This window comes from Muricoccus harenae (assembly GCF_009848505.1).
GTDB lineage: Bacteria > Pseudomonadota > Alphaproteobacteria > Acetobacterales > Acetobacteraceae > Roseomonas > Roseomonas harenae.
On the sequence record NZ_WWDL01000007.1, the window covers coordinates 76,743 to 92,588 of the forward strand.

12 protein-coding genes are annotated in these 15,846 nt (G+C 70.2%); 7 read left to right on the forward strand and 5 right to left on the reverse strand.

Annotation, left to right across the window (positions count from 1 at the left end):
* Positions 1 to 38: 38 nt before the first annotated feature.
* The 3 genes from GSE44_RS07470 to aqpZ all read left to right on the forward strand — a co-directional run bounded on the left by GSE44_RS07470 (position 39) and on the right by aqpZ (position 4,751).
* A complete protein-coding gene (locus GSE44_RS07470; protein WP_159348163.1) occupies positions 39 to 2,342 on the forward strand; it encodes a molybdopterin-dependent oxidoreductase in 2,304 nt (767 codons plus the stop codon).
* Entirely contained in the window at positions 2,339 to 3,910 is a 1,572-nt protein-coding gene (locus GSE44_RS07475; RefSeq protein ID WP_159348164.1) for a PhoX family protein, read from the forward strand. Before GSE44_RS07470 ends, GSE44_RS07475 begins: the two co-directional genes overlap by 4 nt.
* Before the next feature lie 100 nt (positions 3,911 to 4,010).
* Entirely contained in the window at positions 4,011 to 4,751 is a 741-nt protein-coding gene (aqpZ, locus tag GSE44_RS07480) for an aquaporin Z (protein ID WP_159348165.1), read from the forward strand.
* Positions 4,752 to 4,774: 23 nt separating this feature from the next.
* Here aqpZ and GSE44_RS07485 read toward each other — a convergent pair whose 3' ends face one another.
* The 4 genes from GSE44_RS07485 to GSE44_RS07500 form a co-directional block, all read right to left on the reverse strand.
* Positions 4,775 to 5,608 carry an ABC transporter permease gene (locus GSE44_RS07485; RefSeq protein WP_159348166.1) on the reverse strand — a complete coding sequence of 278 codons (834 nt, stop codon included), beginning with the start codon at positions 5,606 to 5,608 and terminating at the stop codon, positions 4,775 to 4,777.
* A gap of 133 nt (positions 5,609 to 5,741) precedes the next feature.
* Positions 5,742 to 6,686, reverse strand: coding sequence for an ABC transporter permease (locus GSE44_RS07490; protein WP_159348167.1), 945 nt, complete (start codon positions 6,684 to 6,686; stop codon positions 5,742 to 5,744).
* 1 nt (position 6,687) lies between these two features.
* The gene (locus GSE44_RS07495) at positions 6,688 to 8,358 is read right to left on the reverse strand and encodes a peptide ABC transporter substrate-binding protein (RefSeq protein WP_159348168.1); all 1,671 of its coding nucleotides are present in this window, start codon (positions 8,356 to 8,358) and stop codon (positions 6,688 to 6,690) included.
* Between the two features lie 44 nt (positions 8,359 to 8,402).
* A complete protein-coding gene (locus GSE44_RS07500) occupies positions 8,403 to 9,734 on the reverse strand; it encodes an Nramp family divalent metal transporter (RefSeq protein ID WP_201305968.1) in 1,332 nt (443 codons plus the stop codon).
* Positions 9,735 to 9,904: 170 nt separating this feature from the next.
* Between GSE44_RS07500 and GSE44_RS07505 the strand changes: the two genes are divergently transcribed.
* Positions 9,905 to 10,531 (forward strand): DUF4412 domain-containing protein, encoded by a 627-nt coding sequence (locus tag GSE44_RS07505; RefSeq protein ID WP_159348170.1) that lies wholly within the window; start codon positions 9,905 to 9,907, stop codon positions 10,529 to 10,531.
* Positions 10,532 to 10,592: 61 nt separating this feature from the next.
* Here GSE44_RS07505 and GSE44_RS07510 read toward each other — a convergent pair whose 3' ends face one another.
* Positions 10,593 to 11,315 carry an orotate phosphoribosyltransferase gene (locus GSE44_RS07510; RefSeq protein WP_159348171.1) on the reverse strand — a complete coding sequence of 241 codons (723 nt, stop codon included), beginning with the start codon at positions 11,313 to 11,315 and terminating at the stop codon, positions 10,593 to 10,595.
* Between the two features lie 114 nt (positions 11,316 to 11,429).
* Here GSE44_RS07510 and GSE44_RS07515 point away from each other — a divergent pair, with 114 nt between their 5' ends.
* The 3 genes from GSE44_RS07515 to GSE44_RS07525 all read left to right on the forward strand — a co-directional run bounded on the left by GSE44_RS07515 (position 11,430) and on the right by GSE44_RS07525 (position 15,791).
* Positions 11,430 to 12,419: a mitochondrial fission ELM1 family protein gene (locus GSE44_RS07515; RefSeq protein ID WP_159348172.1), complete on the forward strand. Its 990-nt coding sequence runs from the start codon at positions 11,430 to 11,432 to the stop codon at positions 12,417 to 12,419.
* Between the two features lie 266 nt (positions 12,420 to 12,685).
* Positions 12,686 to 14,632 carry a PAS domain S-box protein gene (locus GSE44_RS07520; RefSeq protein ID WP_159348173.1) on the forward strand — a complete coding sequence of 649 codons (1,947 nt, stop codon included), beginning with the start codon at positions 12,686 to 12,688 and terminating at the stop codon, positions 14,630 to 14,632.
* Positions 14,633 to 14,720: 88 nt separating this feature from the next.
* The gene (locus GSE44_RS07525) at positions 14,721 to 15,791 is read left to right on the forward strand and encodes a tartrate dehydrogenase (protein WP_159348174.1); all 1,071 of its coding nucleotides are present in this window, start codon (positions 14,721 to 14,723) and stop codon (positions 15,789 to 15,791) included.
* The last annotated feature ends 55 nt before the right edge of the window (positions 15,792 to 15,846 follow it).

Genomic DNA, 15,846 nt, shown 5'->3' on the forward strand with positions numbered 1-15,846 from the left:
CATTGCACTGGGCGGGTCGGGCATCGCATTCTCGGGCGATGACTGAGATCAAGCCGCATGCCGCCCATTGGGGCTATTTCGATGCCCTGGTGGAGGATGGCCGCGTCGTCGGCACGCGCCCCTTCGGGCGGGATCCCTTTCCCGGCACGCTGATCGACGGCATCCCTGACATCGTCCATGCGCCGAGCCGTATCGACCGGCCGCATGTGCGCGAGGGTTGGCTGCGCGGCGAGCGGCGCGGCTCCACGCGGGGGAAGGACCGGTTCGTGCCGGTCTCCTGGGACCAAGCGACGCGGCTGGTTGCGGAGGAAGTGCGGCGGGTACGGGCGGAGCATGGGGATGCGTCGGTCTTCGGCGGCTCCTATGGCTGGTCCTCGGCTGGGCGGTTCCACCATGCGCGCAGCCAGCTGCAGCGCTTCCTGGGGCTGGGCGGCGGCTTCACCAGCCAGGTGACGAATTATTCCTATGGCGCGGGCATGACGCTGATGCCGCATGTGCTCGGCACCAATGACGTGGTGCAGGGGCCGGTGACGGACTGGCGCAGCATCATCGGGAACGCGCGGCTGATGCTGTGCTTCGGCGGGCTTCCGGTGAAGAACGGGCTGGTCACGGCGGGTGGCGGCGGGGCGCATGACTATGTGCCCATGATGAAGGCCGCCGTGGAGGCGGGGCTGCGCTTCGTCAATATCAGCCCCTTCCGTGGCGATGCGGCGGATTTCCTGGGCGCGCAATGGGTGCCGATCCGGCCGGGCGGGGATGCCGCCATGGTGCTGGCGATGATCCAGGCGATCATCGCGGCGGCGCTCGAGGATCGCGACTTCCTGGCGCGCTGCACGGTCGGCTGGGAGAGGCTGCGCGCCTATGTGATGGGCGAGGCGGATGGGGTGGCGAAGACGCCGGAATGGGCTTCGCCGCTCTGCGAGGTGCGGGCGGAGGTGATCCGCGCACTGGCGCTCGAAGCCGCGGGCAAGCCGACGATGGTGACCGCCACCTGGTCCATCCAGCGTGCCGAGCATGGCGAGCAGCCCTGGTGGGCGCTGGTGGGGCTGGCGAGCGCACTCGGCGGCATCGGCAAGCCGGGACAGGGCATCGCCTTCGGCTATGGCAGCATCAACGGCATGGGCAACTCGCGGCGCAATGTGCCGAGCGTGAACCTGCCGGCGACGCGCAACCCGGTGCAGATCTCCATTCCCGTCTCGCGCGTGACGGAGCTGCTGGAGCGGCCGGGGGAGGTGATGCGCTACAATGGACGCGACATTCACCTGCCGGATACGCGGATGGTGTTCTGGTCGGGCGGCAATCCCTTCCATCATCACCAGGATCTGAACCGCCTCGCGCGCGCTCTGTCGCTGCCGGATACGGTCGTGGTGTCGGAGCCGTGGTGGACCTCGATCGCGCGCCACGCGGATATCGTGCTGCCTGCGACGACGACGCTGGAGCGGAACGACATCGCGAGTTCCTCGCGCGACCGCTTCGTGCGCGCGATGCACCAGGCGGTGCCGCCGCAGGGGCAGGCGCGGAACGACCATGATGCCTTTGCCGACATCGCCGATGCCTTGGGCTTTCGCGAGCGCTTCACCGCGCAGCGCGACGAGGGCGCCTGGCTGCGCCACATGTATGACCAGTTCCGCCGCGCCTGTGCCGCCATGGGCGAGGAGGTGCCGGATTTCGACCGCTTCTGGGCCGAGGGGCATGTCGAGTTCGCGCTGCCAGAGGAGGACTTCGTGCAATTCGCCGATTTCGCGCGCGATCCGGAGGCGGCGCCGCTGAACACGCCTTCGGGGAAGGTGGAGCTGTATTCGGAGACCATCGCGGGGTTTGGCGACGAGGGCGTGGCGGGCCATGCCGTGTGGATGGCGCCGCGCGAATGGCTGGGCGGCGACACGTCGCGCTTTCCGCTGCATCTCCTCTCGGACCAGCCACCCGTTCGGCTGCATTCCCAGCTCGATACCAGCCGCCGTGCGGCGGCGCGCAAGATCCAGGGGCGCGAGCCGATCCGCATGAACCCGGCGGATGCCGCGGCGCGCGGGTTCTCGGCGGGCGACATCGTGCGCGTGTTCAATGATCGCGGCGCGTGCCTCGCCGGCGTGGTGGTGACGGATGAGCTGCGGCCCGGCGTGGTTTCCATGTCGACGGGTGCCTGGTGGGATCCGCAGGAGACGGAGAAGGGGCCGCTCTGCGTCCACGGGAACCCCAATGTGCTGACGAAGGATGTCGGCACCTCCCTGCTGGGCCAGGGCTGCGCGGCGCATTCCTGCCTGGTACAGGTGGAGGCCTGGACCGGTCCCTTGCCCGAGGTTTCCGTGCATCGCCCGCCCGCCACGGCCGGCCTGCCGGCGTGAGGCGTCGCGACGGCGCCGTACCCGGGTTGGAGGCTACGACGCGGCGCGGCCTCATGCGGGCGGCGGGCGCGCTGCCGCTCGTGGGGCTGCTTCCGGGAAAGGCGCGGGCGCTGGACATGCCGCCCGCGCTCTATCCGACCAAGCCCGACGACACGGTGGCGCCAGGCTATGTGCGGGACGTGCTGGTGCGCTGGGGCGATCGCGTGACCTTCGACGCGCAGCCCTGGGACCCGCGCAACCCCACCCAGGCGGCGGCCGAGACCCAGTTCGGCTGGGATGGGCGGATCATCGGGCTTTCGGTGCCGCCGGCGGGGGCCGATGGCGTGCCGCGCGGCGTGTTGGCGGTGGCGCATCCCACGGTCGATCCGGCGATGGCCTTTCCGGGTGGAGTGGACCGGCCGGAGATCGCGGCCGTGATGCAGGGCGCCTCCCTGCTGAATGTGGAGCGCAACGCGGACCGCTGGATCGTGACGGATGGAGGCTACCAGTCGCGCCGGCTGACGGCGAACACGCTCTGCCGCGTCTCGGGCGGGGCGGCGGATGCGCTGGGCGCCTCGGTGCGCGGCTTGCTGGCCGTGTCGGGTGGGTGCTGGACGCCTTGGGGCACGCTGCTGCTGACCGAGAGCGACCCGGGTGGATGGATCGCCCGGCTGCGCGGGGTGGATCAGCGCTTCGGCGATCCGGCGGGCTTTGGCTGGGTGGTGGAGCTGGATGCGGCCGAGCCGAGCGCGGTGCCGGTGAAGCGCACTTCGCTCGGTCGCTTCGCGCATGGGGACGCCGCGGCCGCACTGACGCGGGACGGGCGCGCGGTGGTCTACATGACGGATCGGCAGGCGGGCGGGCATCTGCTGCGCTTCAGTTCGAACGGCGCGGCACGGGCGCCGGATGCGCTCGATGCCGGCACGCTTTCCGTGGCGCGGGTGGACGGGCCGAGGCTGCGTTGGCTGGACCTGCCGCCCGACCCGGCCGCGCTGACCGACACCGCCGCGCTTGCCGCGCGGCTGGGGGGAACAGGTTTCGGTACGCCTTCGGGCCTCACCGTCGATCCGCAGGGCGGGGCGCTGTTCCTGGCCTGCCGCGGCAGCCCGGGGGCATCGGCGCCCATGCCGGGGCAGGTCCTGCAGATCCTGCCCACAGGCGGCGACCACGGGGCGGATTCAGCGGCTGTTTCCGCGGTGGTGCAGGCTGGGGCCGAGCGCCAGGGCACGGCATGGCCGGGGCATCCAGATACGGTGACGGCGGATGCGGCCGGCCGCGTCTGGATCGGCACGGATCGCGGCGGGCGGATCGGCGCCGCGCCGGACATGTTGTTCGGCTGCGAGACGCGCGGGCCGGGGCGCGGCATGCCCCTGCCGCTCTATGCCGCGCCGCGTGGAGCGGCGGTGGGTGGGGCGGCGCTGTCGCCGGGCGGCGAGACGCTTTTCGCCATGGTCCGCACGCCGGGGGCGGAGCCGGGGGCCTCCTGGGAACGGCCTGGAACGCTCTGGCCTGCCTTTGATCCGTCGGTGCCGCCGCGGAGCACGCTGGTGACCTTCAGCCGCCTGCGGGGCGGGCGGGTCGGTGGCTAGGCGGCCCCCGCCACGGCGCCGGAGGCAACTCATCGCTCATTTTTGTTTATTACCGAAAGGATGAAGGCGTAGCGTTCCCGTCCAGCCTGGAGGGTTCACAATGTCCAAAGACATGGGGCGCCGGATCATGGCCGAGTTCTTCGGCACCTTCTGGCTCACTTTCGGTGGTTGCGGCGCCGCGGTTCTGGCCGCCGCCTATCCTGCTCTCGGCATCGGCTTCCTCGGCGTCGCGCTCGCATTCGGGCTCACGGTGCTCACCATGGCCTATGCGGTCGGGCATATCTCGGGCGGGCATTTCAACCCGGCAGTCACCATTGGCCTCTGGTCGGCGGGCCGCTGCGCGAACCACCACGTGCTGCCCTATATCGTCGCGCAGGTGGTCGGTGCCATCGCGGCGGCCGGGATGCTGTGGATGATCGCATCCGGCAAGGCGGACTGGGTTCCGGGCGGCTTTGCCTCGAATGGCTATGGGGCGCTCAGCCCCGGCAAGTACAGCTTCACCGCCTGCCTGACGATCGAGGCGCTGCTCACCTTTTTCTTCGTGCTGATCATCGTCGGCACGACGTCCAAGGGAGCCGCCGTCGGCTTCGCCGGCATCCCGATCGGCCTGGCGCTGACGCTGATCCACCTAATCTCGATCCCGGTCACCAACACCTCGGTCAACCCGGCGCGCAGCACCGGGCCGGCCCTGTTCGCGGGGGCCGAATATGTGGGGCAGCTCTGGCTCTTCTGGCTGGCGCCGCTGATCGGTGCGGCCGTCGGCGGCGTCGTGGCGCGGTGGATGTACGAGCCGGCCGAGATCCGCGAGGCGGAGGTTGTCGAGGCACGGCTCGTTCATTGAGACGCGAGGCAGGCTGCGGCCGATCAGCGCAGGGCGTCCTCGCGCCGCAGCCCGTCCGCGACCAGCATCGCTCCCGCCACCGCCGCGGCGATGGCGAGGCCGGGCCAGAGTGCGGCCATCGGGGCGCTGAACACGAGATCCTGTGCATTCGCCAGCATGTTGCCCCAGGAGGAAGCGGGCGGCTGGATGCCGAGGCCGAGGAAGGACAGGGTGCTTTCTGCCAGGATGGCGCCCGCCACAGCCAGCGATCCCGCCACGGTGAGCGGTGCCGCCAGGGCGGGGGCGACATGGCGGCGCAGGAGGCGGGCCTCGCCGACGCCCAGCGCCCGCGCGGCCCGCACATGGTCCCGTGCCAGGACAGAGATGGCCGCCGCACGGGACAGGCGTGCCACGCCGACCCAGCCGAAGATGGCGAGGATCAGCACGATGCGCAGCACATCCGCCAGCGCGCCGCCGCGCGGCAGGCCGATGGTCGCGGGGTCCATGGCCGCCAGCAACACCAGCAGCGGGAGGGCCGGAAGCGCGAGCAGCCCGTCGGCGAGCCGCATCAGCACCGCATCCACCCAGCCGCCGAGCCAGGCAGCCAGCAGCCCGGCCGCCAGCCCGATGGTGGTGGAGGCCAGCGCCGCCGCCAGTCCCACCGCCAGCGAGACGCGTGCGCCGAAGAGCAGCCGCGCCAGGATGTCGCGGCCCAGCTCGTCCGTGCCGAGCGGATGGGCGGCGGAAGGGCCGGACTGGCGCGTCAGCAGGTCCGGCACCTCCGGGTCGACGCCCAGCCAGGCAGCCACCCAGGGCGCGGCAACGGCGGCAGCAGCCAGCAGGATCAGGATCGCAAGGCCGAGGCGGAGACGGGTCATGACGGCGCCGGGTGCCCTTGGGAAGGCGCTGCCTTCCCAGACCGATCCGCGAGGAAGCTGAGGTTCCTCGAACTTCCGTCTCGAAAAGAGATGCCTTCGATCAGGGGGAGCCAAGGGCCACCGACGCCCGCCATCATCCGTCCCGCCCCAGCCGCGGGTCTAGCGCCCGCTGGGCGAGGTCCGCGGCCAATGTAGCGAGGAGGGTCGTGCCGGCGACCAGGAGGAGGGCGAGCAGGGCGAGGTTGTGGTCGTTGCCCATCACAGCATCGGTGAGGAGCTTGCCCATGCCGGGGCGGGCGAAGACGGTTTCGGTGATGAGGGCGCCGGAGACGAGGGCGCCGGCGTCCAGCGCCAGGATGGAAAGGAGCGGGACGGCAGCGTTGGGGAGGGCATGCCGGAAGGCAATACGCGATTCCGGGGCGCCGCGGGCGCGGGCGGCTGTGATCCAGGGGGCGCGGAGAACCTCGGCCATGGCGGCGGCGGTGTGGCGGGCATAGGCGGCCAGATGGGCGATGGCGAGGGTGGCGACAGGGAGGATGAGGAAGCGGGCCGCCTCCACCGCGCTTCCTGAGTCCGGGGTGCCGCCGGCGGGAAGCCAGCCGAGGGTGACGGCGAAGAGGATGATCAGGAGGATGCCGAGCCAGAAGGAGGGCAGGGCCTGGGAGACCAGCGCAACGGCATCCACCGGCGCGCGCCAGCGCGGGCGGAGGGCGGCGAGCATGCCGGCGGCGATGCCGAGCGTGGCCGCGATGGCGAGGGCGGCGCCGAGCAGGGCGAGGCTGCCGCGCAATGCTGGCCATAGAACCTCGGCGGCGGGGCGGGCGAAGAGGCGGGAATAGCCGAACTCGCCATGCAGCACGCCGCTGGCCCAGGCCCACCAGCGGGCGATGAGAGGTTGGTCGAGGCCGTGCAGGGCACGCATGCGCTCGATATCCGCGGGGCCGAGGCGCGGATCGGCCATCATGGCGAGCGAGATCGGGTCGCCGGGCATGGCGCCGATGGCGAGCCAGGCGGCGAGGGAGAGGATGACGAGCGTCGCCACGATCTGCGGCAGGCGCCAGGCAATCATCCGCAGCATGTCAGCGCACCCGCCAATCCGTCACCCAGAGGGAGGAAGGGGACATGTTGCCGGTGGGGCGGATGCCATCGAGCCATTGCGGCCAGACATGCGGCTCGGCCCGGTGCCAGAGGGGGATGGCGGGGAGGTCCCGATGGGTCATCGCCTGGAGGCGGGACCACATGGGGCGACGCTTTTCGGCATCGAGTTCCTGCGGCAGGGCTTCGAGGAGGGCGTCCATCTCGGGGTTCGAATAGCCGGGATAATTCTGACCTGACCAGTTGCGGGCGGCGGTGGGGATTTCGTCGGAATGCAGCGTGCTGCGCGGGACGTTCTCCGGACTGCTGATCCAGGCGAAGAGGACGGCGCCCTGGAAGCGGCGCTGGGAGAGGGTTTCGCCGAAGAGGACGCGGGGGGGCTGGTTGGCGATGCGCGCCTCGACGCCCGTGGCACGCCACATGCCCTGGATGACCTGCAGCACGGTCTCGCGGGAGCGGTTGCCAGCGGTGGTCTGGAGATCAAGCGCGAGGCGGGTGCCCTCGGCGTTGCGGCGGATGCCGTCGGGGCCGGGACGCCAGCCCGCTTCCTCGAGCAGGGTGGCGGCGCGGGCGGGATCGAAGGGCCAGGGGGCGAGGGCCTTGTCGATCATCGGGTCGTCGGGATGGATCGCGGTGGCGGCGATGGGCTGGCGGCCGTCGAAGAGGCTTTGCACGATCCTTGGGCGGTCGATGGCCAGCATCAGGGCCTGGCGGATGCGGACATCCGAGAGGATCGGGTTGTCCAGGCGCAGGTCCAGGTGCTCCCAGACGAGGCCGGTGCGATATTCGAAGCGGAAGCGGTTGCGGCTGCGGCGCTCCAGGGCGATGGCCTGGTCAAGGGAGAGGCCGAGTTCGCCGGCGATCATGTCCAGCTGGCCGGCGAGGAGCTGGGCTTCCAGGGCGGCCGAGTTCTCCACGACGCGGATATTGATGCGGCGGAAGGCAGGCGCGGGGCCGGCCCAGCTTTCGTTGCGTTCCAGCGTGACGCCGGCGCCGGGCTGCACGGCGGCGATGCGGTAGGGGCCGTTCCACAGGCCGGGGTTGGCGGTGTCGGTGTCATAGGCTGTGCGCGAGCGGTAGTTGCGGCGGTCGGCCTCCCAGATCGCGCGATCGATATGGGCGGGGAGGGGTTCGAAATTGCCGGCGGAACCGGCATCGAAGCTCAGCTTATCGAAGCGGAGTGTGACGCTGCGCGGGCCGTCCGAGAGGAACTCATAGGCGGAGCGGTAGAATTCGGCGCCGCCGAAGCCGGTTTCGAAGGCACGGCCGGCTTCCCAGGCGAAGCGCAGGTCCTCGGCGGTGACAGGGCGGCCATCGCCCCAGCGGAGATCCTCGCGCAGCCGCCAAGTGACGTGCATGCCGGGCTTGCCGTCCGGCGTGGTTTCACGGGCGACCTGGCCGTTCTCCAGCGTGGGGAAGCTGTCGCAGCCGAGGCAGACGGGGCGCCAGTCGGGGCCATGGGCGGTGAGGGGGCGGCGGGTGAAGCCCAGGATGTAGGACTTCGCCAGCATGCTCTCGATATTGGGGTGGAAGGTGCCGGTGGCCTGGGCCATGCCGATGGTGAGGGTGTCGCGGGTCTGGGCGGCGGCCTGGAGGGGCGCCGCGAGGAGGAGCGCCAGCACCGCCAGGCGGGGGGAGAGCTTCGCAACCGTCATCAGCCGATCATGCGGGGCTTCGTGGGCGGCCGGTAGTCCCGGGGCTATGGACCGGCGACGAAATCGGCCAGCAGCTTCACGTTCAGCACCACGATCAGCAGGGCGCAGGCCCAGCCGAGCACGACCTGCCAGCGTGGCGCCACCAGCGTGCCGAGGCGCTTGCGATCGCCCGCGAAGAGCATCAGCGGAATCACCGCGAAGGGAAGCTGGAGCGACAGCAGCACCTGGGAGAGGACGAGCATCCGCGCGGTGCCGCTTTCGCCATACAGCGCGGTGACGATCACGGCGGGAATAATGGCGATCAGCCGCGTCACCAGCCGCCGCACCACGGGGCTGAGGCGGATGTGGAGGAAGCCCTCCATCACCACCTGGCCGGCAAGCGTCGCGGTGACGGTGGAGTTGAGGCCGCAGGCGAGGAGCGCGATGGCGAAGAGCATCGGCGCCGCCGTGCCCATGAGCGGCGCGAGGAGCTTGTGCGCGTCCTGGATCTCCGCGACCTCGGTCTGGCCGTTCGCGTGGAAGGCGGCGGCGGCGAGGATGAGGATGGAGGAGTTGATCAGCAGCGCGAGGCCCAGCGCCACCGTGCTGTCGATGGTGGCGAAGCGGATTGCCTCCCGCTTGCCTTCCTCGTCTCGCCTTATGTCGCGGGACTGGATGACGGCGGTGTGGAGATAGAGGTTGTGCGGCATCACCGTGGCGCCGAGGATGCCGAGCGCGATGTAGAGCTGCGCCTGGTTCGTCACCACTGAGGCAGAGGGCAGGTAGCCGCGCAGCACCTGGCCCCAGGCGGGATCCGCCATCAGCACCTGCACCACGAAGCAGCCGGCGATGAGGGCGATCATCCCCATGATGAAGGCTTCCAGCCAGCGCATACCCTTGTTCTGCAGCCAGAGAATGAGGAAGGCGTCGAGCGCCGTCAGCAACACGCCGTAGAGCAGCGGGATACCGAAGAGGAGCTCCAGCGCGATGGCGGTGCCGATCAGCTCGGCCAGGTCTGTGGCGCAGATGGCGATCTCGGCCAGGAACCAGAGCGGCAGGCCGACCCAGCGCGGAAAGCGGTCGCGGCAGAGCTGGGCAAGGTCACGCCCCGTGGCGAGGCCGATGCGGGCGCAGAGGGCCTGCAGCAGGATCGCCATCAGCGAGGAGAGAAGCGCGACAGTGAGCAGCGTGTAGCCGAAGGCTGATCCGCCCGCGAGCGCGGTGGCCCAGTTGCCCGGGTCCATGTAGCCGACGGCGACGAGATAGCCGGGCCCGATGAAGGCCATCAGGCGCCGCAGCCAGCTGCCCGCATTCGGGACGGCGACTGTGCGGTTCACTTCGGGGAGACTGGCGCTGCCATCTGCCGGACGCGCTTTCCAAGCCTCGGCTCGCGCCATCGTCATTCCTCTCGGAATCGAAACCGTCTATGCGTGGACATCTGTTCAGTTTGCAAACTGTCCAGATTATTGCTTGGTTTCAGTGGTTTGTGTGCAGTTGGCCGGGCCGGATCAGCACCGCGAGCCGAGCGAATCGGCGTCCCGGCCCTTTGGAATCCCGGGGGAACACCATGCTGAAGATCATCGCCGCTGCGGCGGCCGCCTCGCTCCTGGCCACGCCGGTCCTGGCACAAGGGGCACCGGCCAACATGACGCCCACGCGGGATGTGTCCGTGACCTATCGGGTCAGCGGGCTTCCGGGCGTGCAGGGGGACGAGATGCGGATGGCTTGGTCGGTCAGCGACGGGAAGCAGCGCATCGATCCACCGGGCGGCATGGGCTGGATGCTTATCGACCGCCGCGCCGGTTCCGCGATGATGGTGATGGACGCGCAACGGATGGTGATGACCCTGCCGGCCCAGGCCGCGGCCGGCATGACGCAAAGCATGCCCCCCGATGCCCGCTTCGCGCGGAAGGGAACGGCCCGGGTGGCCGGGCAGTCCTGCACCGAATGGGATGTGACGATGACCGATATGCGCAGCACCGTCTGCATGACGGATGACGGCGTGATGCTGCGCTCGCAGATGGAGTTGCCGCAGAATGGCGGCACGTCGCGCATGGAGGCGACCGAGGTGCGCTACGGGGCGCAGGAGGCGGCGCGTTTCCAGGTGCCGCAGGGCTACCAGCCGATGCAGATGCCCGGCCAGATGCAGGGCGGGGCGCCGGGGGCGCCGGCCGGCAAGCCGCCGGCGCGCTGACTCCGGTCCCGCCGGGCGCCGCGCGGCCGGTTTCGGCAACGGGCGCACGGCGGGCCTTGTCTCAGGCGGTGATGCCCTTGGAGATCGCCTCCTCCGCGCTTCCGATGCCGCCATGGGCCTTGGACCATTCCATGGGGTTCTCGAGGAAGCGGCGCACCTCGCGCAGGGCGCTCTCCTCGAAATAGGGCCGCTCGCGGCAGACCTCGAGCACGTCCCACCAGGTGCAGAGGTGCAGCAGGTTGAGGTTCATCGCCTTCATCGTGTCGAAGGCACCCGGGAAGACGCCGTAGAAGAAGACCACGAAGGTGTCGTTGCAGATGGCCCCCGCGTCGCGCAGCGCCTGAGCGAAGCGGATCTTGGAACCGCCATCCGTCGTCAGGTCCTCGACCAGGATGGTGCGCTTGCCCTCGGGCACGTCGCCCTCGATCTGGGCGTTGCGGCCGAAGCCCTTGGGCTTCTTCCGGACATAGGCCATGGGGGTCATCATGCGGTCGGCGATCCAGGCGGCGAAGGGGATGCCCGCCGTCTCGCCGCCCACCACGGCCTCGATCGTCTCGTAGCCGATATGGCGGCCGATCTTGTCCGTCGCCAGGTCGCAGATCGTCTTGCGCGCGCGGGGGAAGTAGATGATGCGTCGGCAATCGATATAGACCGGGCTCTTCCAGCCCGAGGTGAAGGTGTAGGGCTCTTCCGGCCGGAAGTTCACCGCCTTGATCTCGAGAAGGATGCGGGCCGTGGTGAGCGCCGCGTCGCGGTCCCACTCGGAGGCGTGCTGGATGGCCATGGAATTGTCCCTGCTTTCGTCCGGGGGCGGCGCGGAATGCGCGTTCCCTAGCGGCAGGCGGCGGCGGCGTCCATGCGTCAAAACCGGGTGCGGGCATGCGGGATGCGGGCTGGCATGAGCGGGGGACCGGAGGCGGCAGTCTGGGTGCTGGCCGACCCGCGCGCGGGGACGGCGGCCCAGGCGCTGGGCATCGCCGAGCGGCTCGGGGTGCCGTTCCGGACCCTGGGACTGGAATGGGGGCGGCTGGCGGCGTTGCCCTGGCCCTGGCCGAGCCTGGCGGGATTGGCGCCAAGCGTGCGGGAGCGGATCGGGCCGCCCTGGCCTGGGCTGGTGATCTCGGCGGGGCGGCGTGCGGCGCCGGTGTCGCGCTGGTTGCGCCGCCGCGGAGCGCGGACGGTGCATTGCATGCGGCCCGGATTCGGCGCGGCGGATTTCGACCTGCTGGTGATCGGGCGGCATGACGGCCCGCCCGCGGCGCCCAACATCCTGCCGGTGCTGGGGGCGACGCATCGTGTTTCGCCCAAGGTGCTGGCGGCGGCGCGGGCGGAATGGCCGGCGCTGGAGAAAATGCCTTGCCCGCGTGTCGTGCTGCTTCTGGGCGGAGCGGTGCGGGGGGAGGGAATGGCGCCCGAGGAGGCGCTGTCCATCGCGGAGCGGGTGATGCCCTGGGCGGGCAGCGTGCTGGCGACGACCAGCCGCCGGACTGGCGAGGCGGCCGGGACGGCGCTGGCGGCGCGACTGGCCGGGGTGCCGGGGATGTTGCATTGCTGGGGCGGTGCGGGGCCGAATCCCTATGCCGCCTTCCTGTCGGTGGCGGATGCTGTGGTGGTGACGGGGGATTCCGTCTCGATGCTGTCGGAGGCACTGGCGACGGCGGCGCCGGTCTTCATTGCCGGGACAGCTCCGGAAGCGCCGCGCCACCGGGCGCTGCATGCGGCGTTGATCGCGGCAGGGCATGCGGCGCCGCTCGATGCCTTTCCCGATGCCGCGTCACGCGCGCCGCTTGATGAGACCGGGCGGGTGGCGGCGGAGGTTCGGGCGCGCTGGCCGGAGGTTTTCAGCGCGGCGGTGCAAGGGGCAGCGGCGTCCAGCGGGCGGCATTGAGATGGGTGGCGGGTTGGGCGTCCCGCGGCAAGGCGGGCCCTCGCTTGGTCAGGCGGCGAGGAGCGGGCGGCGGCGAGGCTGCCAGCGCGAAGGGCGCGAGGGGAACCGCCAAGCCGATGCTCTGTTGTATTTCGGACACGAGCTTCGTCCACCGGGCACGCATGGGCCAAATGGGCTGTATCTTGAGGTGCGTTCCCTTCTATAAAACAGTTTACAACACGACTCCGTGATGCGTGGTAGCCGGGATTGCACGCGGAGATTGGGGGATGGGCTTGCGCGTCGAGCACCACGACATGGAAGCGAGATGGTCGCGCGGGCCGGTTTCAGATGGCCTCGGGTTTCTCCATGGGGCGGGCCAGGCGGGCGAGCTGATCGAGCGGCTCGGCGCGCAGAATTGCCCATTGGGCGGGCCAGGCGGCTGGTCCGCGACGCTGTGCTGCGCCCTGGGCATCGCGCTGCCGTCGCGCGCGCAGATCGTGCTGTTCTGGGGCGAGGAGTACGTCGCCCTCTACAATGATGCCCTCGCGGCAACGATCGGGGAGAAGCATCCCCGCGCCATGGGCCGCCCGGCCCGCGAGACTTGGCCCGAACTGTGGGAGGTGCTCGGGCCGATGCTCTCAAAGGTGCGCCGCACCGGCGAGACGGTCCATGCCAAGGACCACCGCTTCGTGACGGAGCGCCATGGGTTTCTGGAGGAGGTGTATTTCGACATCTCCTACTCCGCCGTGCATGAGCACGGGGAGGTGGCCGGGGTGATGAGCATCGTTGCGGAGACGACCGGCCGGGAGCTGGCCGATCGCCGCCTGCGGACCCTGCGCGCCCTGGGGCAGCGGTTGGTAGCAGAACGGAGCGTCGATGCCGCCTGCGTGGCCGCGCTGCGGACGATGGCGGTGGAAAACCCGCTCGACCTGCCCTGGGGCAGCATCCTCATGCGCGGGGAGGCGGGGCTTGCCACCGTGGCGACACATGGGGCCAGCCCCGGGCCGGAGGTTCCGGCGGAGGTGCTGGAGGCCGTGCTGCGGGAGGCGACGCCGCAGAAGGTTCCTGGTGCGCTCATCCTGCCGCTGATGGCGGGCGGCGCGGCGGTGGGGATCTTCGTGGCGGGGTTGAGCCCGCATCTGCCGCTGGCCGGGGAATATGCCAGCTACCTCGGCATGATGGCGGGGCAGCTTTCGCTGGCCATCGGCCGGCTGCGGCGTGAGGAGAATGAGCGCCGCTCCGCCGCAGCCCTCCGCGAGAGCGAGGCGCGGTTCCGCAACATGGCGGATCATGCCCCGGTGATGGTCTGGATGACGGATGCGGATGGCAGCAGCATCTTCCTGAGCCAACGATGGTACAGCTACACGGGGCAGACGCCGGAGACGGGGCTGGGCTTCGGCTGGCTCGATGCCGTGCATCCCGAGGACCGGGACATGGCCAATGCGGTCTTCCTCCAGGCGATGCGGGACGAGGCCGCCTTCGAGATCGAGTACCGGCTTCGCGCCACCGATGGCACCTATGCCTGGATGATCGATGCCGCCGCCCCGAGGCGGGATGGGGACGGGCGCTTCGCGGGCTTTGTCGGTTCTGTCTTCGACATCAGCGACCGGCGGCGGGCCGAGGAGGCGCGGGACCTGCTGGCGCGAGAGCTGTCGCACCGGATCAAGAACATCTTCATGGTGGCGGGCGGCCTCGCCTCGCTTGCGGCCCGGGGCGATGCGGCGGCCGAGGCCTTTTCAGCGCAGTTGCAGGCGCGGCTGAACGCACTTTCCCTGGCGCATGACCTGGCCAAGCCGGTGGGGCGGCCGCAGGAGGAGACGGGCCGGTCTGGCACCGTCCATCAGCTGCTGCGCAGCATCCTGGCGCCCTATGCCGGGCGCGGTGGGGCCAATTTCACGCTGGACGGAGTGGACCGGCCGCTCGGCTATGCCGCCGCCAGCACATTGGCTCTGGTGCTGCACGAGCAGGCTACGAATGCGGTGAAATACGGCGCCCTCTCCTGCGCCGACGGGTGGCTGGAGATCGATACGAGGGTGGAGGACGGGAAGTTCCGGTTGGACTGGCGTGAGACTGGTGGCCCCCAAGTGCCCGGCCCGCCGTCCCGTCAGGGATTTGGTACCGTTCTGGCGGCACGATGCCTCGCGGGGCAGATCCATGGCCGGATGACCCATGACTGGCGGCCCGAGGGGCTGGTGATGCAGCTGGAGCTGCCCGAGGAACTGCTCGCCCGCTAATCGGACTCACCGAGGGTAGGGGCGGGGGGCTTGCCGCGCGCTGCGTCCGAGGGCACCACCGGACCCGCAAGGAAGGGAACATCACCCCATGGCGCGCACCCACCGTATCGCGGTGATCCCGGGCGACGGGATCGGCAAGGAGACAACGCCGGAAGGGCTGCGCGTGCTGGATGCCGCCGCCCGCCGCTTCGGCTTCGAACTGTCGCTGACCCATTACGACTGGTCCTGCGAGACCTATGCGCAGACCGGCAAGATGATGCCGGATGACGGACTGGACCGGCTGCGCGAGGCGGACAGCGTGTTCCTCGGCGCCGTGGGCTGGCCGGGGGTGCCGGACCATATCTCGCTCTGGGGCCTGCTGATCCCGATGCGGCGGGAATTCGACCAGTACATCTCCCTGCGGCCCTGCCGGCTGATGCCGGGGGTTCGCAGCCCGCTCGCGAATCGCGGGCCGGAGGACATCGACTTCGTTGTCGTGCGCGAGAACACGGAGGGCGAGTATTCCTCCTCCGGCGGGCGCATGTTCCGGGGCACGGAGCGGGAATTCGTCAGCCAGGAAAGCGTGTTCACGCGGCATGGCGTGGACCGGGTGATGAAATACGCCTTTGAGCTGGCGATGAAGCGGCCGCGGAAGAAGCTGACCTCGGCTACCAAGTCCAACGGCATCACCTTTACCATGCCGTTCTGGGACGAGCGCTTCGCGGAGATGGCGAAGAGCTATCCGGGGGTGACGACGGACCAGTTCCACATCGACATCCTTTGCGCGCATTTTGTGCAGCACCCGGATTGGTTCGACGTGGTGGTGGGCTCCAACCTGTTCGGTGACATCCTGTCTGACCTTGGCCCGGCGGTGGCGGGTTCGATCGGCATCGCGCCATCGGCCAACATCAACCCCGAGCGGGCGCATCCCTCCATGTTCGAGCCGGTGCATGGCAGCGCGCCGGACATCGCGGGCAAGGGGGTGGCCAACCCGATCGCTCAGATCTGGTCCGGCGCGCTGATGCTGGAGCATCTGGGCGAGAGGGAGGCGGCGGCGGCCATCACCACGGCCATCGAGTCGCTGCTGGCCGAGGGCGGCCCGCGTACCCGTGACCTGGACGGCAATGCCGGGACCGTGGAGGTCGGGAAGGCCCTGGCGGAGGCCGTTTCCCGCGGCTAGAGCCAGGAGGAGGCCCGTTGCGTGCCGGCCATGCCGGGCCTCTACACTCGCACCG